The 19,059-nt window shown below is 65.4% G+C and carries 18 protein-coding genes, 1 tRNA gene and 1 pseudogene; 10 read left to right on the top strand and 10 right to left on the bottom strand.

Features of this window, described 5'->3' with window-relative positions; all coding sequences use genetic code 11:
- Nucleotides 1–32 precede the first annotated feature (32 nt).
- Nucleotides 33–1,187 carry an acyl-CoA dehydrogenase family protein gene (locus EV641_RS20680; protein WP_054712995.1) on the bottom strand — a complete coding sequence of 385 codons (1,155 nt, stop codon included), beginning with the start codon at nucleotides 1,185–1,187 and terminating at the stop codon, nucleotides 33–35.
- A gap of 153 nt (nucleotides 1,188–1,340) precedes the next feature.
- Here EV641_RS20680 and EV641_RS20675 point away from each other — a divergent pair, with 153 nt between their 5' ends.
- Genes EV641_RS20675 through EV641_RS20665 form a run of 3 tightly spaced genes read left to right on the top strand, consistent with a single transcriptional unit; the run spans nucleotide 1,341 to nucleotide 3,091 of the window.
- On the top strand, nucleotides 1,341–1,961 hold the full coding sequence (locus EV641_RS20675; RefSeq protein ID WP_054712993.1) for a TetR/AcrR family transcriptional regulator: 621 nt from the start codon (nucleotides 1,341–1,343) through the stop codon (nucleotides 1,959–1,961).
- Nucleotides 1,962–2,000: 39 nt separating this feature from the next.
- The gene (locus tag EV641_RS20670; RefSeq protein ID WP_054712991.1) at nucleotides 2,001–2,474 is read left to right on the top strand and encodes a DUF309 domain-containing protein; all 474 of its coding nucleotides are present in this window, start codon (nucleotides 2,001–2,003) and stop codon (nucleotides 2,472–2,474) included.
- Complete coding sequence (locus EV641_RS20665) at nucleotides 2,474–3,091, top strand: LON peptidase substrate-binding domain-containing protein (RefSeq protein ID WP_132474207.1); 618 nt, start codon at nucleotides 2,474–2,476, stop codon at nucleotides 3,089–3,091. The genes EV641_RS20670 and EV641_RS20665 overlap by 1 nt, the downstream gene beginning before the upstream one ends.
- 20 nt (nucleotides 3,092–3,111) lie before the next feature.
- Here EV641_RS20665 and EV641_RS20660 read toward each other — a convergent pair whose 3' ends face one another.
- Nucleotides 3,112–3,474, bottom strand: coding sequence for an MmcQ/YjbR family DNA-binding protein (locus EV641_RS20660; RefSeq protein ID WP_054713010.1), 363 nt, complete (start codon nucleotides 3,472–3,474; stop codon nucleotides 3,112–3,114).
- 140 nt (nucleotides 3,475–3,614) lie between these two features.
- On the opposite strand from EV641_RS20660, the gene EV641_RS20655 reads away from it, so the two are divergent.
- Nucleotides 3,615–4,226 carry a maleylpyruvate isomerase family mycothiol-dependent enzyme gene (locus EV641_RS20655; RefSeq protein WP_054712989.1) on the top strand — a complete coding sequence of 204 codons (612 nt, stop codon included), beginning with the start codon at nucleotides 3,615–3,617 and terminating at the stop codon, nucleotides 4,224–4,226.
- 186 nt (nucleotides 4,227–4,412) lie between these two features.
- Here the strand turns inward: EV641_RS20655 and EV641_RS20650 are convergent, their stop codons facing one another.
- Nucleotides 4,413–5,879, bottom strand: coding sequence for an NAD-dependent succinate-semialdehyde dehydrogenase (locus tag EV641_RS20650; RefSeq protein WP_054712987.1), 1,467 nt, complete (start codon nucleotides 5,877–5,879; stop codon nucleotides 4,413–4,415).
- A complete protein-coding gene (locus EV641_RS20645; protein ID WP_132474205.1) occupies nucleotides 5,876–6,997 on the bottom strand; it encodes an alcohol dehydrogenase catalytic domain-containing protein in 1,122 nt (373 codons plus the stop codon). The genes EV641_RS20650 and EV641_RS20645 overlap by 4 nt, the downstream gene beginning before the upstream one ends.
- A gap of 50 nt (nucleotides 6,998–7,047) precedes the next feature.
- Here EV641_RS20645 and EV641_RS29315 point away from each other — a divergent pair, with 50 nt between their 5' ends.
- Nucleotides 7,048–7,191, top strand: coding sequence for a hypothetical protein (locus EV641_RS29315; protein ID WP_158289201.1), 144 nt, complete (start codon nucleotides 7,048–7,050; stop codon nucleotides 7,189–7,191).
- A 259-nt stretch (nucleotides 7,192–7,450) separates the two neighbouring features.
- Here EV641_RS29315 and EV641_RS20635 read toward each other — a convergent pair whose 3' ends face one another.
- Complete coding sequence (locus EV641_RS20635) at nucleotides 7,451–8,254, bottom strand: N-acyl homoserine lactonase family protein (RefSeq protein WP_054713008.1); 804 nt, start codon at nucleotides 8,252–8,254, stop codon at nucleotides 7,451–7,453.
- A gap of 135 nt (nucleotides 8,255–8,389) precedes the next feature.
- Here EV641_RS20635 and EV641_RS20630 point away from each other — a divergent pair, with 135 nt between their 5' ends.
- Nucleotides 8,390–10,213, top strand: coding sequence for a GAF domain-containing protein (locus EV641_RS20630; protein WP_054712983.1), 1,824 nt, complete (start codon nucleotides 8,390–8,392; stop codon nucleotides 10,211–10,213).
- A 24-nt stretch (nucleotides 10,214–10,237) separates the two neighbouring features.
- Here EV641_RS20630 and EV641_RS20625 read toward each other — a convergent pair whose 3' ends face one another.
- Genes EV641_RS20625 through EV641_RS20615 form a run of 3 tightly spaced genes read right to left on the bottom strand, consistent with a single transcriptional unit; the run spans nucleotide 10,238 to nucleotide 13,112 of the window.
- Entirely contained in the window at nucleotides 10,238–10,858 is a 621-nt protein-coding gene (locus tag EV641_RS20625) for an LUD domain-containing protein (RefSeq protein WP_132474204.1), read from the bottom strand.
- Nucleotides 10,858–12,363 (bottom strand): LutB/LldF family L-lactate oxidation iron-sulfur protein, encoded by a 1,506-nt coding sequence (locus EV641_RS20620; RefSeq protein ID WP_054712981.1) that lies wholly within the window; start codon nucleotides 12,361–12,363, stop codon nucleotides 10,858–10,860. The genes EV641_RS20625 and EV641_RS20620 overlap by 1 nt, the downstream gene beginning before the upstream one ends.
- Nucleotides 12,360–13,112: a (Fe-S)-binding protein gene (locus EV641_RS20615; RefSeq protein WP_054712979.1), complete on the bottom strand. Its 753-nt coding sequence runs from the start codon at nucleotides 13,110–13,112 to the stop codon at nucleotides 12,360–12,362. Before EV641_RS20615 ends, EV641_RS20620 begins: the two co-directional genes overlap by 4 nt.
- 206 nt (nucleotides 13,113–13,318) lie before the next feature.
- Between EV641_RS20615 and EV641_RS20610 the strand changes: the two genes are divergently transcribed.
- Nucleotides 13,319–14,986, top strand: coding sequence for an L-lactate permease (locus EV641_RS20610; RefSeq protein WP_132474202.1), 1,668 nt, complete (start codon nucleotides 13,319–13,321; stop codon nucleotides 14,984–14,986).
- 28 nt (nucleotides 14,987–15,014) lie between these two features.
- Nucleotides 15,015–15,749 (top strand): FadR/GntR family transcriptional regulator, encoded by a 735-nt coding sequence (locus EV641_RS20605; RefSeq protein WP_132474200.1) that lies wholly within the window; start codon nucleotides 15,015–15,017, stop codon nucleotides 15,747–15,749.
- On the opposite strand, the gene EV641_RS20600 is transcribed toward EV641_RS20605, so the two are convergent.
- Nucleotides 15,739–17,631, bottom strand: a complete 1,893-nt coding sequence (locus EV641_RS20600) for an alkyl sulfatase dimerization domain-containing protein (protein WP_132474198.1) — start codon at nucleotides 17,629–17,631, stop codon at nucleotides 15,739–15,741. The two genes, EV641_RS20605 and EV641_RS20600, sit on opposite strands and share 11 nt — an antisense overlap.
- Before the next feature lie 122 nt (nucleotides 17,632–17,753).
- On the opposite strand from EV641_RS20600, the gene EV641_RS20595 reads away from it, so the two are divergent.
- Nucleotides 17,754–17,830 (top strand) — tRNA-Met (locus tag EV641_RS20595).
- A 119-nt stretch (nucleotides 17,831–17,949) separates the two neighbouring features.
- Here the strand turns inward: EV641_RS20595 and EV641_RS29905 are convergent.
- Nucleotides 17,950–18,431, bottom strand: a pseudogene (locus EV641_RS29905) (hypothetical protein); the annotation flags it as partial.
- Nucleotides 18,432–18,471: 40 nt separating this feature from the next.
- Here EV641_RS29905 and EV641_RS20590 point away from each other — a divergent pair.
- On the top strand, nucleotides 18,472–18,945 hold the full coding sequence (locus EV641_RS20590; protein WP_054717717.1) for a nucleotidyltransferase family protein: 474 nt from the start codon (nucleotides 18,472–18,474) through the stop codon (nucleotides 18,943–18,945).
- Nucleotides 18,946–19,059 lie beyond the last annotated feature (114 nt).

Here is a 19,059-nt window from a genome sequence, read left to right as displayed (position 1 = left end):
AACTCCAGGGTGTCCGGGGAACGGTGAGGGTCTTACAGCGAACGGGCGATGATGTCCTTCATGACCTCGTTGGCGCCGGCATAAATTTTCTGTACGCGACTGTCGGTGAACATGCGCGCGATCGGGAATTCGTTCGTGTACCCGTAGCCACCGAACAGCTGCAGGCAGCGGTCGACGATCACGCACTGCTGGTCGCTGGTCCAGTACTTCGCCATCGCGGCGGTGGGGACGTCGAGTTCGCCTCGGAGGAACTTGGCGATGCAGTCGTCGACGAAGGTCCGTGCGATGCGGGTGACGGTGGCGCACTCGGCGAGCTCGAAGCGGGTGTTCTGCATGTCCATGAGCGGCTTGCCGAAGATATTGCGTTCCTTCGTGTATGCGGTGGTCACCTCGACGGCGTACTCCATCATCGCAACACTTGCCACTGCGCAGATCAGGCGTTCGTTGGGGAGCTGTTCCATCAGCTGGATGAATCCCCTGCCTTCGTCGGGGCCGAGGAGGTTCTCCGCCGGGATCCGCAGGTCGTCGAAGAACAGTTCGGCGGTGTCCTGGCCCTTCTGCCCGATCTTGTCCAGCACGCGTCCGCGCTCGAAACCCGGTGTGTCGTCGGATACCTCGGCGACGAGCAGCGACAGGCCCGACGCGCGGGCCTCGGGGTCGGTCTTCGCGGCGATGATCAGCAGGTCGCAGTTTCGGCCGTTGGAAATGAAAGTCTTTGCGCCGGAGACGAGATAGTCGTCTCCGGACTTGACAGCGCGGGTACTGATGGCCTGCAGGTCGGATCCGGTTCCCGGCTCGGTCATCGCGATGGCGCCGATCCACTCCCCCGACGCGAGTTTCGGCAGCCAACGCTGTTTCTGCTCTTCGGTGCCGTACGCGAGGATGTAATGCGGAACGATACCGGTGTGCACGCCGAGCTGCATCGCGCTGTCACCGGAGCGGATCTGCTCCTCGAACAGGATCGCTTCGTAGGCGAAGGTGGCACCGCCGCCGCCGTACTCCTCGGGGATGGACATGCACAGAAGCCCCAGGTCGCCGGCCCTGCGGTAGACGGATCGGTCGGGATAGCCCTGCTCGATGAACTTCGACTCGAGCGGCGCCACTTCCTTGGTGAAGAAGTCGCGGGCGAGTTCCCGAACAGCAGCCGGCTCGCTCGCTTCGGGCGTGGTGATGAGTGCTGTGGACACGGTGCCTCCGGTGTCGCGCGATGATCGGGTTCGCTTCTGTCCCCGTGAGTGCCCCCAAGGTAATGTGCTTGTTGGCACACTGTCAATAACAATTCCCGGGTCAGAATTTCGCCCACGCGAAACGGGGGCCACCAGGAGTGAGAGGGTATTTCCATGAGCTTGGAGGCCGAACCCCGGCGACAGCGCCTCGAACCCGACGCACGTCGCCGCCAGATCCTCGACTGCGCCATCCGACTGTTCGGCGAACGCCCCTACGCGTCGGTGTCGGCCACCGAACTGGCGAAAGAAGCCGGTGTCGCGCGGGGACTCATCAACCATTACTTCGGAGGCAAGCGCGACCTCTATCTCGAGGTCATCAAAGCGATGGTCACCGTGCCACCTCCGGATCGCGTCACCGTCCCCGACGGGACCCTCGCCGAGCGTGCGGACGCCTTCATCGACTGGTTCCTGAGCATCCTCGAACGACACGGCAAGACCTGGCTCGTCGCAGTCGCCGGCGGCGGCATGGCAAGCGACCCGGACGTCGGCAAGATCCTCAGCGACGCGGACGACCTTGCCGCTGATCGCCTGCTCGAGGCGCTCGGACCTGCCATCACCGAGGAAGAGGCCCTCGCGCTCCACCCGATGATTCGTGCCTACGGCGGTCTGATCAAATCCACCGGCCGGGAATGGATCGAACGCCGATCACTGACCCGCGATCAAGTCCACACCTTGCTCACCGACACCCTGATCGTGATCGTCGAATCGTCCATCGGGGGATCCCGCTCCGCGTGAAGGTGCCGCCGGGGACACACGGTGGACTAACCTGGACCCATGTCGGATCGGGACCGGACCTCGGACGGGAAACCGCAGAACGCACGACCTCGCGACGCACTGGGTCGCCCCCTTCCCTACGGCGAGGAGGGGGTCGAGGGAATTCCCGAGGACGCGCAATTCGACCCCGACGAGGCGATCACCGAAGGTCAACGCCTCTTCGACCACGGGTACCCATTCCACGCCCACGAGGTGTTCGAGTCGGTCTGGAAGTCCTGCGAGCCCGAGGAGCGCCCCCTGTGGCAGGGTCTGGCACAGCTCTCGGTCGGGCTCACCCACCTGCTTCGTGGCAACGTGAAAGGCGCCACGTCGGTGCTGAAGCAGGGGCAGGCGCGAATACGTCACTACGAGGACGAACCACCCCACGGTCTCGACATCGACGGGCTTTCCGCGTGGGCCGACCATCTGCTCACCGAGATCGAACGCGGCGACCCGATCCCGGAACCTCCGACACCACGGTTGAGGATGCCCTGATGCCGACTCTCCCCATGTTTCCACTGGGTACGGCACTGCTTCCCGGAGACCACCTTCCCCTGCGGGTGTTCGAGCCGAGGTATCAAGAACTGGTCCGCGACTGTATGGCTTCACCCGACGGCCCGCGATTCGGTGTCGTGCTCATCTCCCGTGGGCACGAGGTAGGTGGCGGTGATCAGCGCACCGACGTCGGCGCCGTGGCTCGCATCATGGTCGACAACGAGCTCGGTGGTGGACGTCACACTCTGGAATGTATTGCGGAAGAACGTATTCGCATCCTCGGATGGCTTCCCGACGATCCGTATCCGCGCGCTGAGGTAGAGGAGTGGCCCGACACCGACTCCGGCACCGTGGATCTGAGCGAACTCACCGTGTATCTGGGCAGGCTCTACGGTCTGCTCGACAAACTCACCGAGGGGCGCGCGGCGCCCCCGCCGGACGATCTTCCGACCGATCCCGGCGCGCGGCTCTTTGCTCTTGCTCGGCACATCCCGATGGGCGAGGCCGACCGGTACGCGATACTCAGCGCGCCGGGCCCCGAGGAGAGACTCGTTTCGCTCATCGAATCCATCTCGAGCACAATCGACCTCGCGGAATGGCGGCTGAAGAATGGCTGACCGTGCGGCGTCTTGCGTCGTCACATGTCGTGTTCCGCGAGCCACCGTTGACGTCGGCGCGGTGATGCCTGCGCCAACCAGGCATCCTCGATCACCTCGGCCAGCTCCTGACGGCTGATCTCGCCGATCCGGCTCGTGCGCAGGAGGACCGACGGGTGACCGTCGAAATGCGGGGTGGTGAAGAAGGGCGTGTGGGGATCCTGGATCAGTGCGAGCTTGTCGGATTCGGACGCCACCCAGAAGACCACCACATCGGTGTATCGCTCGCCGGTGTCGGGGTCCTTCGCGTCCGGACGTGGCGTACGGAAGAAGACGAACGACTTACGACCCACTTGATACACGGAGTGGCCTTTGGGCCCGGCCTCGATCGTGACGTCGGGCATGACCGACGCCAATTTGTGAATGTCCTCCACCCGCGCCCTTGTCACACGATCACCACCGGCACCTGATCACCACGTCCAGGGTACGTCGCTTGTGAGAATTCACGGGCGGAACGGCACCGCAGCGGTCGTACTGTGGTGACGTGGACATCCGAGAACAGATCGTGGCCGAACGCGCGGAACTCGTCGAACTCCTACGTTCACTGACGCCCGCCCAGTGGGACGCGCCGTCGCTCTGCGACGGGTGGTCGGTGCGCGACGTCGCGGGCCATCTGACGATCGATTCGGTGCCCCTACACCGATACGCTCTCACCGGTCTCGTCCATCCGTCGGCCGATCGCCTCAATGAGCACTACGTCGTCGCAGCGCGCGAGGTCCCCGTCGACCGGCTCGTGGACGGGTTGTCGGCCTCGATCTCCACGAGTTGGATGGCCCGATACTTTCCGCGTCTGTGTCTTGCCGATCATCTTGTCCACCAGCAGGACATCCGCAGGCCGCTGGGGCTTCCGCGAACGATCGACCCCGACCGGCTCCGGCTCGTGCTCGATCACCCGGATCCGTTCGCCCGACCCCGACGCTATATCCGAGAACTCCGGCTCGTCGCGACCGACCTGGAGTGGGAACGCGGCGACGGGCCCGTCGTGCAAGGTCCCGGGGAGGCACTCGCGCTGGCGATAGTAGGCAGGGCCGCAGTTCTCGACGAATTGGACGGCGACGGCGTCGAACTGCTGCGCCTACGTATCGGTCGGTCCTGAGCGCTCAGACGATCACCACATCGAGGGGCTGCGGACCGTGCCCTCGATGTGCTCCGCGACAGGGTGCCGGCCGGTGAGCGGGTGGCGGTTCTCGGTGCCGGGGGTCGAGTTCGGCGCCACCGTATGATCGCGTGCGGGGTTGTGCGCTTCGACACGGCCCCGCACACGACGGTCCGACGCGGACGGTCAGAGTCCGCCGATCCCGACGTACATCGTCTCCAGGTATTCGTCGATGCCTTCGTGTCCGCCTTCGCGACCGAGACCCGACTGCTTCACCCCACCGAACGGTGCGGCTGGATTCGAGATCACCCCCGAATTGATGCCCAGCATCCCAGATTCGAGCCGCTCCGGGATACGCAACATGCGCGCCGCGTCCCGGGTATAGACGTACGAGATCAAGCCGAAGTCGGTGCCGTTGGCCAGGGCCACCGCCTCGTCCTCGGAGCGGAACGTGGTGATGGGCGCCACCGGCCCGAAGATCTCCTCGGACAGTATCTCCGCGTCCTCCGGCACCCCGGCCAGCACCGTCGGCCGGTAGAACCAGCCGGCGCCGGGAAGCGCCGCACCACCGGTGACGACGGTGGCTCCGCGGCGGACCGCATCGTCGACGAGAGCCGTCACCTTGTCGCGGCCGGCCTCGTCGATGAGCGGACCCAGATCCACGCCGTCCTCGGTCCCGCGACCGACACGCTTTGCTTCGAAGCGGGCGGCCAGACGCTGCGCGAACTCGTCGGCGACGTCCTCGTGCACATAGAAACGGTTCGCCGCGGTACACGCCTCGCCGACATTTCGCAGTTTCGCGGCGACCGCACCCTCGATTGCCGCGTCGAGGTCAGCGTCCTCGAAGACGATGAACGGTGCGTTGCCGCCTAGTTCCATCGAGGTGCGCAGCACGTTCGTCGATGCCTGTTCGAGCAGCTTCCGCCCGACCTCCGTCGAGCCAGTGAACGACAGTTTCCGCAATCGCGGATCCGCGATCAGCGGTCCCGTGGCGGCACCCGCACCGGAGGTGGGGACGACGTTGACGACCCCGGCCGGGACGCCGACCTCGTCGAGGATCTGCGCGAACAGCAATGTCGTCAGCGGCGTGAGTGCTGCCGGCTTCACCACCGTGGTGCACCCCGCGGCCAGCGCCGGTGCGATCTTGCGCGTGGCCATCGCGAGCGGGAAGTTCCAGGGTGTGATGAGCAGGCACGGCCCGACCGGCTTCTTCAACACGAGCAGACGCGACGCGCCGTCGGGTGCGGTGGTGTAGCGGCCGTCGATGCGTACCGCTTCCTCGCTGAACCAGCGGAGGAACTCCGCGCCGTAGGCGACCTCCCCTCGCGCCTCCGGTAGCGCCTTCCCCATCTCGAGGGTCATGAGCAACGCAAAGTCGTCAACGCGGGCGATGACCGCCTCGTATGCCTTCCGGAGCAGTTCCCCTCGGACCCGCGGCGGTGTCGCCGCCCACGACTCCTGCGCCGCGACTGCGGCGTCGAGTGCTGCCCGCGCGTCGTCGGGGGACGCATCAGCCACGGTCGTCAGTTCCTCGGCGGTCGCTGGGTCGTCGACGGCAAATCGTGATCCGGTGGACGAATCGCGCCACCGACCGTCGATGTAGAGACCGGTGGGTAAGGTTGCCAGCAAAGATCTTTCGATCTCCATGATCATGGCTCTTGTCCTTTCTCGAACAGAATCACCTGACGGACTGCGCTGCCGTCGGCGAGGTTGTCCATAGCCTCGTTGATGTCGTCGATCGTGATTGTCGACGAGATCAGTTGCTCGACGGGAAGCTTTCCGTCGCGCCACAATCGGGCGAAGGTCGGAATGTCCCGAGCGGGCACGGCGGACCCGAGATAGCTTCCGATGATGGTGCGTGCTTCCGCGGTGATCCCGAGTGGCGCGATCGTAGCCCGCGCATCGGGCGCGGGCAGACCCACCGTGATCGTCTTGCCGCCGGCGCCGGTGAGCAGCACCGCGGTTTCGAAGGCGCGGGCGTTACCCGCAGCCTCAACCACGATGGGGGCCTTGATCCCCGCATCGAGCGCCTCCTGCGGTGTGTACACCGCGCTTGCGCCGAGTTGCCGGGCACGTTCGAGCTTGCCGGGGACCGCGTCGACACCGATGACTGCACCGCGCCCGAGCGACACCGCGGTGATCAGCGCGGCCATGCCGACACCGCCGAGACCGACCACGACGACGGTGTCACCATCTCGGGGGTCACCCGCGTTGATGACGGCACCGCCGCCAGTGAGGACAGCGCATCCCAAGACTGCAGCGACGTGCGGCGGGATGTCGTCGTCGACGGGGACAACCGAACGACGATCGACGACGGCATGATCGGCGAAGCCGGACACACCCAGGTGATGGTGGATCTCCTCACCGTCCCAGCGCAGCCGCCTGCCACCACCGAGGAGCTCTCCGGCGTTGTTCGCAGCCGAGCCCGGGGCGCAGGGCAGCCGCCCATCAGTGCGACAGTTCGCGCACTCTCCACACCGCGGCAGGAACGCCATCACGACCCGCTGACCCGGGCTCAGATCATTGACACCGGGGCCAGTCTCGACGACACGGCCGGCCGCTTCGTGCCCGAGGAGCATCGGAACGGGACGGACCCGGTTGCCGTCCACAACAGACAGGTCGGAATGGCACAGTCCCGCTGCCTCGATCCGCACCAGGATCTCTCCCGGTCCGGGAGGATCAATGTCGAGTTCCACAATGCGGATGGGCCGGGATTCCGCGTACGGTCTCGGCCGGCCGATCTCCTCGAGTATTGCTCCGGCGATCTTCACGCCGTATCCCCTTCCTTCGCTGTGTTCTTCGAGCTTCCGTGGGAGTGTGCGTGTCCACCGCCCGTCGCAAGTGCATCCGCGACCGATGCCTGGATGTCGTCACCGGCACGGAGCGGGCGGTCGGCGAAGATGCCTTCGTGTGCAAGGACGGGACGTCGATCGCCGGAAAGTTCGGGATACCGCTCCTCGAGTGACTCGCGCCGACGGGCGAGTGTGTGCCAGTGGGCAACCGTCTCTCGGTCGCCGCCGCGCACACTCCGCCATGTGTTCGGCATCTGCTCGCGGCTCGGACCGGCCGACGCGACGGCACCCATCCGTACACGTGTGGGTCGCCGCCGGGTGGCACCACCACATGCGATGCACGACGGAGCCGGCGAATTCATGTTCGGTACAGCTGCTTCAAAGCAATGTCCGTTGTCGCAGCCGAAGTCGTAGAGAATCATTTCGGCCCGCCTAGCTGTAGTATCCGTCGGGCGCAAGCCGCAGACTCTTCCGCTGTTCGGCATCGTGCCCGAAGATCACTTCGGCACCGGTGCGGTCGGCGATTCCTCGCAGCTTCTCCACTGATTCGAGCCAGCGCACGTTGTCCCAAACGATCGCCGCGCCGACCGCCGGCGGACCCCAACTCTCCTGGAGGTAGACGGCGTCGGACGTGAAGATCTTCGTGCCGTCGTTCTCCAAGTCCAGTTGCAACGACATGGTGCCCCAGGTGTGCCCGGGGGTGTGAATCACGCTCACCCCAGGGACGATCTCCGAGTCGCCGTGGACCGCTTCGAGGTCGAGTCCGTCGTAGTCGCTGACGATGTGCGCTCCGCTGGAATAGCCCGTGATCGCATTCGCACCTTCGATCTCGTCGGCCTGCGCCAGGATCCGCGTTTTCGGATTCGTGAACATCTTCGCGTTCGCGGCGTGATCGAAATGCAGGTGCGACAGGAGCAGGATGTCGACGTCGTCGGACGTCATCTCGAGCTGGGCGAGGGATGTGTCGAGGTACCCCGGTCCGTCGACCGGTTCGCGCACCGGAAAGAAGTCGTGGAAACCCGTCGGCGCCCAGCGCTCCTCCCAGTCTCGGGGAACCCCGGTGTCCCACAGTATGTTCCCGTCTGGATGCTCGATGAGCACGGCGTGGGTGGGGCAATCGCGCCACACCACGGGCTCATTCTTGTGGTGCCGGTCACGGATCGTGTGACCGCCCTGGAGCAGCAGCCACGTCAGATCCGTCTCCATCACGCCGGTGGAGAGGACGTGCACCTTCATGTCGACCACGGCAACCTCCTTGTGTTCTTGGTGACCTTCACCATGACCGATTTCGCCCATCGCAGATATGGCTCTCTGTGACATATTGAAGGGCCATAGGTGACATTGAGCGCCATACTCTTGCGTGGAGGATCGATGAACACACCCAGCCGAGAACAGCCCGCCGACCCGAGCCCAGCTCTCGCCGTCCCGACGACGGACGAGGTGCGCCGAGTCCTGCGGGAGTGCGCCGAGGACCTCACCAGCGTCCGCGACGGAGGGGTGGTTCTCCAGGGCATCCTGCGACGCACCCGCACCCTTCTCGGTGTCGATATGGCGTATCTCAGCGTGAACGACCTCGAGAGCGGAGAGACGCACATCGCGGAGACCGTCGGTGTGGAGACCGAGGAATACCGCACGATCCGGATGCCGTTGGGCACCGGAATCCTCGGGACCGTCGCCGCGGGAAACGCACCGACACAGACCCGTGACTATCTCGCGGACCCCGACATGAACCACCTGCCGGGAATCGACGCGATCGTCCGGGGCGAAGGTGTTCGTTCGATCGCCGGAGCCCCGGTCCGGGTCGGCGGACGTGTCGTGGCCGCGCTCCTCGTCGCCCATCGGGTCTGCACCGCGTTCCCGGACGAAACAGTCGCCGCGCTTGTCGATCTGGCAGCGCAGGCCGGAGTCGCCTACGAACACCTACGCATCCGCAACGAGGCATCGCGGCTGCGGACGGTGCTCTCCCGGACGATGTCGTCGACCGGACGCCGACAGCACGAACTCGAATCACTGCTTCTCCTCGACGACCGTCTGATGGCAGCACTGCGGGGAACGAGCACGCTCGCAGGAATCGCCGACGTGCTCGGCGAGTTCCTCGGCACGCCGGTGGGCATCGCCGATCCCGACGGCCGCCTCGTCGCCGGCTCTGCCGTCGCCGCCGATCGGAGATTACGCGGGGATGACGCGCGTACCTCCGTGGCTGTCTCCCACCGTGAGCAGGCCGCAGTGCTGGTGGCCGCAGCCGGCACCCCGCTTCTGGTCATGGCAGCATCCGCCGGTGAAGAACATCTCGCCACCCTCGTCGCCGAGGACGGCCCCGGTCGGCGCGAGATACTCTCTCGAGCCTCTGTATTCGTCTCCACGGCCAGACTGTTCGAGCGAACCTTGGAAACATCCCGGAATCGGGAACAGTTCGAGATGATCGAACTGCTGATGGACATGAGCGGACGCAGCGAAACGGCGATCGCGTCGAAACTCGAGTCATACGGCTTCCGCGAAGGCGAGCAGTTCGACCTGTATGTGTGTGAAGGCAATACGGGCACACGACAATCGGCAGCAGTCGCAGCGATCAAGTCGGTGGTGGCCGGTGCACCCGCACTCGTCGCCGTACACACCGGGCACATCTGTGTTCTTCGTTCGTCCGATGAGCGACCTGGACGAGGACGGGCGATTTCCGATTCCCTACGTGCAGTGGGAATAACGGTCCTCGTCGGCAGCTCTCATGCGTCGTGCTTAGGCGAGATCCGGGTTGCACACGACGAAGCCCGCGCAGTCGTGTCGGCAATGCGAGCACTCGGACGATCCGGTGAGGCCTCCGACGTCGTCGGCCTGGGTCTGGCAGGCGCGGTGACCGGGGCGCGCGACGAACGATGGGTGGATCATCTGATCGAACGCTTCCTCGGCCCCATCATCTCGTACGACCGGGAGCGGAGGACCGAGTTGTGTTCGACGGCATGGCACTATCTAGAGAACGGCGGTCATCTCGCGCGGACCGCGGCCGCGCTCCATGTCCACGTGAGCACGGTGCGTCAACGCTCCGACCGCATCGACACGATTCTCGGTGACCGCTGGCGTCGGGCACCGGGAAGTCTGGACACCCATCTCGCTCTGCGACTGTGGCGGCTTCGCACCGCACCGAATGCACCCGGCCATCCCGGTGTCGAACTACCGCGCTTACAGATCGATCGATCCTGACCACAGTGTTCCCCCGACCTGCGGTCAGACGATCACGACGTCGAGGGTCCGCGGGCCGTGTACTCCCTCGACACGTTCGAGTTCGATGTCGGATGTCGCCGAGGGCCCGCTGATCATGGTGGTGGGCCGCTCCGGCACCAACCTGGCCAGCGCCTCCGGTACCCCGACCTCGACGCTGCTCATCGGCACCACGCACACGTGTAGGTCGGGCACCAGCGTCAGAGCCCGGCGGCCCTGATCGGAATGGCCGTCGAGGAAGATCGTGCCGGTCTCGGCGCACGACACCGTCGACGCGGTCACGACACCGTCGAGACTCTCGAGCTCCGGCGCCGGGACGTCGGCACTGTCGACGACGGTCTCACCGTCGAACTCGGAGAGCCACGAAGCGTCCAGCCCCGCAGGTATCCCCACCCGGCGGACGCCTCGTTCGTTCAGCACACGCGCTATCGTGGCGGGCAGTTCCTCGACCGTGCTGCGATGCACATGGGCCTTGTAGTCGACGAGCCGATCGACGAACAGCTCGTAGCGTTCGTCGTCGGGAAGCACTCGGCCGGTGCGGTATTCACGTGGAATCTCCACTGGCATCGGTGGCGCCAGTACCCCGGCGTCGCGGATGCGTCCCAGGATCGTGTCGCGCGACGTCATCACGCCTCTCCGTTCTCGCGCGCCTGCGCGATCGCCGCGGCGCCCTCGTCGGAGTGCCACCATTGCCGGAAGGTCTGTTTCGGAGGTGCCGGGATGTCCCGAGCTGCCGTCCATCCTGCGAGTGGTCCGGGAAGGTTGGAGATCTTGCCCTTCTTTCCCGCGACGATCCGCAACGCGCCGGCAGCCTTCTGCGCCGCGGTCCAACGCGCAGACGACGACATCGCCACCGAAGCCGCCTTCATCAGCGCGGCCTCAGGCCCGAACTTCGCATGTTCGACCTTCTGGTGCCGCAGCTCGACCAAGAGCGAAGGGATGTCGATTTTCACCGGACATGCGTCGAAGCACGCGCCGCACAGGCTCGAGGCGAACGGCAGGGTCGCGTTCGGGTCGCCGGGTTCGCTCATGCCGGCCAATTGGGGGCTGAGCACCGCACCGATCGGGCCAGGGTACGTCGATCCGTAGGCATGCCCGCCGGTGCGCTCGTACACGGGGCACACGTTCAGGCATGCCGAGCACCGGATGCAGTGCAGTGCTTCGCGTCCCACGCGGTCGGCGAGCGCCGCGGTGCGGCCGTTGTCGAGAAGCACGAGATGGAAGTTCTGCGGTCCGTCGCCGGGAGTGACACCCGTCCACATGGAGGTGTAGGGATTCATCCGCTCGCCCGTGGACGACCGGGGCAGCAACTGCAGGAACACTTCGAGATCGCGATACGTGGGCAGCAGCTTCTCGATACCCATGACGGTGATCAGGGTGTCGGGCAGGGTCAGGCACATGCGACCGTTGCCTTCGGACTCCACGACAGCGAGCGTGCCGGTCTCCGCGATCCCGAAGTTCGCTCCGGACACGGCGACCGGAACGGTCATGAACTTCCGGCGGAGGAACTTGCGTGCCGCTTCGGCGAGATGTGCGGGATTGTCGTCGAGATTCGGGTCCACGCCGGCCATCTCGCGCAGAAATATCTCGCGGATCTCGGTGCGGTTCCGGTGGATGGCCGGCACCAGGATGTGCGACGGCTTGTCGTGTCCGAGCTGGACGATGAGCTCGGCGAGGTCGGTCTCGTAGGCGTGGATTCCCTCGTCCTCGAGGTGCTCGTTGAGGCCGATTTCCTGCGTGGCCATCGACTTGACCTTGATGACCTCGTCGGATCCGGTCTCGCGGACGAGCCGCGTCACGATGGCGTTGGCTTCGGCGGCGTCCGCGGCCCAGTGCACGACCCCGCCGCGCGCGATCACCGCAGCTTCGAGTTGCTCGAGCAACTCGGGAAGCCGGTTCAGTACATCGGTTTTCACAGCGGCACCGGCGTCGCGCAACTGTTCCCAGTCGGGGATCTCACCGGTGACGTTGAGTCGCTTGGCGCGGATGGTGTGTGTCGCTTTGCCGATGTTGCGCCGCAGCTGTCCGTTCGCGAGCTCGTGATGCGCCGCGGCCGGGAACGTCTCGGTTCCGCGCAGATTGCCGAATCCGCGCGGCGGTATCGACGGGAGTCCGAGTGAGGTGGATGTCATGCCGGCACCACCTTCGAGTCGGTAGCGCAGAGTATCTCGGCGAGATGGATGGTGCGGGTTCCCGTCTGCAATCGCGACATGCCACCGCCGATGTGCATCAGGCAGGACGAATCGCTCGCGCTGCAGAACTCGGCGCCCGTGGTCGAGACGTTGCGGATCTTGTCGGCCAGCATTGCGGTGGAGGTCTCCGCATTCTTGATCGCAAACGTGCCACCGAAGCCGCAGCACGAGTCGGCTTCGGGGAGCTCGACGAGATCGATTTCCCGGACCTCACGCAGGAGCCGGAGGGGCTTGTCGCCGACACGCAGCATCCGCAGCGAATGACATGTGGGGTGGTACGTCACGCGATGCGGGAAGTAAGCACCGACATCGGTGACGCCGAGGACATCGACGAGGAACTCCGACAGCTCGTACGTCTTGGCTTTGACCGTGTCCACACGACCGCACAGGCTCGCGCTGCCGTATCGCGACGCGACGATCTCGTGCTGGTGTCGCACCGATCCGACGCAGGACCCGGACGGCGCGACGACTGCATCGATGGACGTGTCTCCGAAAGTGCCCGCGTAGTTCTCGACCAGGGGAAGCGCATCGGGCTGGTAACCGGTGTTGATGTGCATCTGGCCGCAGCACGTCTGGGAGTCGGGGAAGACGACTTCGTGCCCGAGCCTGGTCAGCAGGAGGGCGGTGGCTTTGACTGCATTCGGAAACAACGTGTCGCCCAGACACGTGGCGAACAGCGCGACTCGCATGGGGAACTCCGCATCGGCTTGTGTGGTCTGACCACACCCTAGCGGATGATCGTGGAGCCCGTCACGAGATTTCGAAATTTCTCGATTCTGCATCGGGACTCGATTGTGACCCGCATCATGGTGTAGCTTCCCCTGTGGTCTGACCACGTGGTCCGACCACATAGCCAGTCGCCGCGCACTGCGGCCGCGACCTCAGGAGCCCCCTTGTGGAAACCGATCTGCTTGCGGTGACCTTCACACCGTCGACGACCGCCGTCGCCGGTAGCCTCACCGCCTCCGCGCTGCTCGGCCTGGTGCCGCTGCTGACGTTCTTCGTCCTGCTCGCCGGATTCAAACTCAAGGCCTGGTATTCCGGGCTCGGCGCGCTCGCGGTTGCACTCCTCATCGCGGTGATCGGGTTCGGAATGCCCGCACCGCTCGCCGGACTGTCGGCCCTGCAAGGCATTGCGTTCGGCCTGTTCCCCGTGATGTGGATCGTGGTCACCGCGATCTGGTTCTACGAACTCACCGTCGTCAGCGGCCGGTTCGAAGACCTCCGGCAGGTGTTCAACTCGGTCGGCCGCGGCGACATGCGTGTGCAGGCGATGCTCATCGCGTTCTGCTTCGGCGGCATGCTCGAGGCCCTCGCCGGATTCGGTGCACCCGTGGCCATCACAGGCGCCATGCTCATCGCGATCGGAATGCCCCCCATCCGCGCCGCCGTCACCGTCCTGGTCGCGAACACCGCACCGGTCGCCTTCGGTGCCATGGCAATTCCGATCACCACCGCCGGCAACCTCACCGGTATCCCCGCCACCGAGATCGCCGCCGTCGTGGGACGTCAGACCCCGCTACTGGCGCTGTTCGTGCCGATGCTGCTGCTGTTCCTCGTGGACGGTCGCCGCGGCTTCCGCCAGGTATGGCCGATCGCACTGGTCACCGGCGCCGCGTTCGCGCTCGCCCAATTCTGGTGCTCGAGCCACTTCTCGTACGAACTGACCGACGTCGTCGCCTCGCTGGTAGGCCTGGCCGCCGCAGTGATCATGCTGCGCTTCTGGGGTCCCCGCACCCCTGACGACCAGCTCTCACAGGCGTCGGCCGAAGCCATCGGCCCCACCCGCACGATGTTCGCCCTGTTCCCCTACCTGCTCGTCATCGTGGTGTTCGGCATTGCCAAGCTGTGGACCCTCGGAGTCGACATCCCGAAGTGGCTGGCCTCCACCGATATCAAGATCGAGTGGCCCGGCCTGTACGGAAATCTCCTCAACGAGGACGGGTCCGCCTCGACGGGCGCGATCTACACGCTGCCGTGGCTGTCCACTCCGGGCACACTCCTGCTCCTCTCGGGCGCCATCGTCACCGTGGTCTACGCGATATGGAACCACGCCGGAAAGTTCCCGATGACCGGTCGTCTGGCCGTGGTCACCCTGGGGAGCACCGCATGGAAGATGCGCCTCGCTATCGCCACCGTCGCGACGGTGCTGGGCTTGTCGTACGTGATGAACCAGTCCGGGCAGACCGTCGCGATCGGCACGTGGCTCGCGGGAACCGGGGCGATCTTCGCACTGTTCTCACCGATTCTCGGCTGGCTGGGCACCGCCGTCACCGGATCCGACACCTCGGCCAATGCGCTGTTCGCTCGCCTGCAGCAGGCTGCGGGCCAGACCGCCGGTATCGATCCGACGCTGCTGGTTGCGGCGAACACCTCCGGTGGTGTGGTCGGCAAGTTGATCAGTCCGCAGAACCTCACCATCGCGGCCACCGCCGTCGACCGGCCCGGTAGTGAGCCGGAACTGTTGCGCAAGGTGGTCTGGTACAGCATCGGCATGCTCGCGGTCCTGTGCGTGCTGGTGTACCTGCAGTCGACGCCGGTGCTGTCCTGGATGCTGCCCTGACCTGCCCCGACACATAGGCTGTCGAGTCATGTCGCCACAGTCCGAGCCACGCGCGTGGGAACACGTACTGAACCACCTCGAGCAGATGCTGGTATCCGGGGAACTCTCCCCGGGCCAGCGCCTGCCCGGTGAACGTGTACTCGCCGCGGATCTCGGGGTCGGGCGGTCGTCGGTACGGGAGGCGCTGCGCGTGATGGAGGCGCTGGGCCTGCTCAAGTCGCAGACCGGATCGGGGCCCACCTCCGGCGCGATGATCGTGTCGCGCCCCACAGGCGGCATGACGATGCTCATGCGGATGCAGGTCGCGGCCCAGAATTTCCCGGTCGCCGATGTCGTGCAGACGCGCCTCGTCCTCGAAACCGAGGTGATGCAGTTGCTTGCCACCCGTAACCCCACACCGGATCTGGGCAATGCGGAGGAGCTGCTCGACGCGATGGACGACACCGCGCTCGCAGCAAACGAGTTTCTGGTGCTCGACTCGCAGTTCCACATCGCAATGGCAGACGCCGCAGGCAACCAGGTGATCGCGGCGATGATGGCAGGACTACGCGAATCCATCGAGGGATACGTCCTGGCCGGGGCACCGCTCGCGATCTGGCCGACGACGTGCGGACGCCTGCGGCACGAGCACCGCGGTCTGATCGACGCGGTGCGCGCCGGCGATGCGGACCTCGCCCGCCGGCGAATCGAAGACCATATCCGCGGGTACTACTCCGAGACCCTCGGATCGGACCGGATCGAGAACAGAACTCCTAGGGTGTGACGATCGCGAAGTTCTTGTTACCCGGATCCAGGACAGCCGCAAGTCGTTCGAGAACCGAGGGATCGCCGTCCAGTTCGATGCCGGCCTTCGCGAGACCGTCGGCCGACAGTCCACCCAGCGCGATCGCCGGCAGCGCTGCCTTGGTGGTGGTCAAGGTCGCGTCCGCTGCGCCCTTCTGCGGACGGGTGCTGTAGGTCAGCGCACCGTTTGCGAGGCGCAGGCGGTACCGGTCGTCGACGTCGGTGAGCACGACGTCGATCGACAGCTTTTCGTCCCACGCCCGCGGCCCGTCGACCTGGATCGCGATCGAATCGAACAGCATGTCCGGGGTCAATTCCGCGATGACGTCGGGTGCGTTCGTCTCGGTCGGCGTGCCGAACTGTCCCTCACGCAGCTCGGTCATGCCCGAGAGGTACCAGCTGCGCCAGGTGCCGTTCTCCGCGCCGTAACCGAGCTGTTCATAAGTGTCGGCGAGTAGTTCCCTCGCCTCTGCATGGTCGGGTTGGTTGAAGATCACGTGGTTGACCACCTGCGCCACCCAGCGGTAGTCACCCGCAGCGAACGACTCGCGAGCCTTCGTGACGACCGCGTCCGCACCGCCCATGAACTCGACGTAGCGCTTCGACTGCTCGACAGGGGTGTGCTCCCACAGGCTTGCCGGGTTGCCGTCGAACCAGCCGAGGTAGCGCTGGTAGATCGCTTTGACGTTGTGACTGACCGAGCCGTAGTAGCCGCGCGCGCTCCATGTGTTCTCGAGCGACGGGGGCAGCTGGATCTGTTCGGCGATCTCGGGTCCGGTAAAGCCCTTGTTGATCAGGCGGAGTGTCTGGTCGTGCACATACGCGTACAGGTCGCGCTGACTGGTCAGGAAGTCGACAACCCGCTCGTTACCCCACGTCGGCCAATGGTGGGAGGCGAACACGACCTCGACGTCGTCGCCGAACAGGTCGATGGTCTCGGTCAGGTAGCCGGCCCAGCCGTGCGGGTCGCGGACGACCGCGCCGCGCAGGGTGAGCAGGTTGTGGAAGGTGTGCGTGGCGTCTTCGGCCGAACACAGTGCCTTGAAGTCCGGGAAGTACAACAACACCTCCGCCGGCGCCTCTGTTTCGGGCGCCATCTGGAAGATCATCCGGACGCCGTCGACGGTCACCTCCTGGCCGGTGGTGGTGATGATGTCTGTCGGCGGGATGAGCGTGACGGTACCGGTGGACAGCGTCTGCCCCAGTCCGGCGCCGACCTGGCCTTGCGGACCGCGCGCGAGGGCGGCGCCGAACATGTATGCGGCGCGGCGGTTCATCGCGGTGCCCGCGAATACGTTCTCGGAGATCGCGTGCTCGGTGAATCCTTCCGGTGCGAAGATCTTGACCTTGCCGGCGTCCACCTCCTCCTGCGACACGAAGCCCTTGACGCCGCCGAAATGATCGGCGTGCGGATGGGTGTAGACGATCGCCTTCACCGGGCGGTCACCGCGGTGTTCACGATAGAGCTCGAGCGCCGCGCGACCGGTCTCTGCGCACAGCAGGGTGTCGACGACGATCACGCCCTCGTCGCCTTCGATGAACGAGGCGTTCGCCAGGTCCATCCCACGGACCTGGTAGATACCGGGGACCACTTCGAACAGCCCATTGACCGCGTTGAGCTTGGACTGACGCCACAGGCTCGGGTTCACGGTGTCGGGGGCGTCGCCCTCGAGGAACGAGTACGTGTCGTTGCCCCACAGGACCGTGCCGTCCTCCGCGGTGACCGCGTTCGGTTCCCGGCGGGCCACGAGGCCGCGGGTGGCGTCCTCGAAATCCTGGGTGTCGGAGAAGGGCAGGCTGTCGAGGATCTCCCTCTGCTGGCGGACGATGGACTCGGATGCGGGTTTCGATGTCGCGGCCATGCCGACAGCGTGCACCGCCGTCGCGGTCGGCCGCTTCATCCTCTCGGGGTGGATCGGCCCAACGTCCGAGCATGGACCCTGGTAATTGCACCCCGAAACATCGTGTACTGTAGGTCAGGCAACGCGGGGTGGAGCAGCTCGGTAGCTCGCTGGGCTCATAACCCAGAGGTCGCAGGTTCAAATCCTGTCCCCGCTACCATCACTGGCCCGGACTCATTCGAGTCCGGGCCAGTTTGCTGTCAGCGGTCGATGGCGGGTTATAGGGTTATAGGGTTATAGGCCAGATTGTGTGTATGGCTACCGGCGTGTCGACCGGACTCAACGGTGTGACCGACCGGCCCAGCCCTGCTGAACCCCGTTGCCGTCCTCCAACTGAAGTCGGTGCCCATCGTGGGCCCGATCGGTTCGTCCACCACGTCGTCGTTGCGTTGAGAACGCGGCGGTGCGTAATGCTCGGGACGGACCAGACCCCACAGATCACGCGGTTCGGCGGTGAGACTGTTGAGCTTCCACTCCACGGCCCGACGCGCATGCTCGGGCGGCAGACTCCGGTGCGTGCGGAAGAGATCTTTGATTGCGACTCCCACGCCGCGTACTCCTGCAGCCACAGCACGGCCTGGTCGATGTCGCGGATATTCATCAAAGCCCGGGTGAGGGTATGGATTTCGCGGCCGGCGTCGAGTCGGGCTCGAGGATGGTGGCGTCGGACGACCTGGAACATGTGGAAGTAGCAGCGTTGGATACGGGTGGTGGGCAAGGAGCTGCAGCCAGGCGATCTTCTTTTCGCGGTCACACCACCGCCGGCCGAGGCAGATCGTCGGATGCTGATAAGATAGCCTTATGACCTTGCTGGCCGTGTACCACGACGCCCGCCATGACGAATACGTCGCGCGGTTGCGCCGCCTACTCGCTTTGCGGGCGATGGTCGCCACCGGCATGAGCCAGCGGCAGATCGCCCAAGCACTCGGCATCTCCCAGCCTGCGGTGAGCCAGCAACTCAAGTTCACCCCTGAGCTCGACGACGTACACCCCGAGGTTCTGATCGAAGCCGCCACACCGATCTTGAAAACCCTTGCCGCCGACTACGGCTACACGCGCCTCGCCGTCTTCGGCTCGGTCGCACGACACGAGGCCCGGGAGGACTCCGACATCGATTTGATCGTCGAAACACCCGACAAGACATCGTCATTCGGGTTCATCCGCTTCAAGCAGCTCATCGAGCATATCCTCGGTCGAGAAATCGACTTGATCGACTACGGCGGGCTGAAGCCCCGACTGGACGATGACATCCGCCGCGAAGCGATGCCGCTGTGATGGACCGCAGGGCTGCTAACCTCAATCTTTCGCGCGGGTGACGCGCTGGCCTGAGCAGTTCGGATTGGACGTGGAAAACCGTGGATCCGGTGTGCTTCCACGATCGACTACCCG

Origin of the sequence: Rhodococcus sp. SMB37 (assembly GCF_004345605.1) — a bacterium.
Classification (GTDB): domain Bacteria; phylum Actinomycetota; class Actinomycetes; order Mycobacteriales; family Mycobacteriaceae; genus Rhodococcus.
Note: the sequence above shows the minus strand (reverse complement) of the source record. Positions and strands in the feature narration are given on the sequence as shown.

What these genes read in the sequence shown, in the direction of transcription:
- EV641_RS20675 (WP_054712993.1), top strand. Translation starts at nt 1,341, where the DNA reads ATGAGCTTGGAGGCCGAACCCCGGCGACAGCGCCTCGAACCCGACGCA.
- EV641_RS20670 (WP_054712991.1), top strand. Translation starts at nt 2,001, where the DNA reads ATGTCGGATCGGGACCGGACCTCGGACGGGAAACCGCAGAACGCACGA.
- EV641_RS20665 (WP_132474207.1), top strand. Translation starts at nt 2,474, where the DNA reads ATGCCGACTCTCCCCATGTTTCCACTGGGTACGGCACTGCTTCCCGGA.
- EV641_RS20660 (WP_054713010.1), bottom strand. Translation starts at nt 3,474, where the DNA reads ATGCCCGACGTCACGATCGAGGCCGGGCCCAAAGGCCACTCCGTGTAT.
- EV641_RS20650 (WP_054712987.1), bottom strand. Translation starts at nt 5,879, where the DNA reads ATGATCATGGAGATCGAAAGATCTTTGCTGGCAACCTTACCCACCGGT.
- EV641_RS20635 (WP_054713008.1), bottom strand. Translation starts at nt 8,254, where the DNA reads ATGAAGGTGCACGTCCTCTCCACCGGCGTGATGGAGACGGATCTGACG.
- EV641_RS20630 (WP_054712983.1), top strand. Translation starts at nt 8,390, where the DNA reads ATGAACACACCCAGCCGAGAACAGCCCGCCGACCCGAGCCCAGCTCTC.
- EV641_RS20625 (WP_132474204.1), bottom strand. Translation starts at nt 10,858, where the DNA reads ATGACGTCGCGCGACACGATCCTGGGACGCATCCGCGACGCCGGGGTA.
- EV641_RS20620 (WP_054712981.1), bottom strand. Translation starts at nt 12,363, where the DNA reads ATGACATCCACCTCACTCGGACTCCCGTCGATACCGCCGCGCGGATTC.
- EV641_RS20615 (WP_054712979.1), bottom strand. Translation starts at nt 13,112, where the DNA reads ATGCGAGTCGCGCTGTTCGCCACGTGTCTGGGCGACACGTTGTTTCCG.
- EV641_RS20605 (WP_132474200.1), top strand. Translation starts at nt 15,015, where the DNA reads ATGTCGCCACAGTCCGAGCCACGCGCGTGGGAACACGTACTGAACCAC.
- EV641_RS20600 (WP_132474198.1), bottom strand. Translation starts at nt 17,631, where the DNA reads ATGGCCGCGACATCGAAACCCGCATCCGAGTCCATCGTCCGCCAGCAG.
- EV641_RS20590 (WP_054717717.1), top strand. Translation starts at nt 18,472, where the DNA reads ATGACCTTGCTGGCCGTGTACCACGACGCCCGCCATGACGAATACGTC.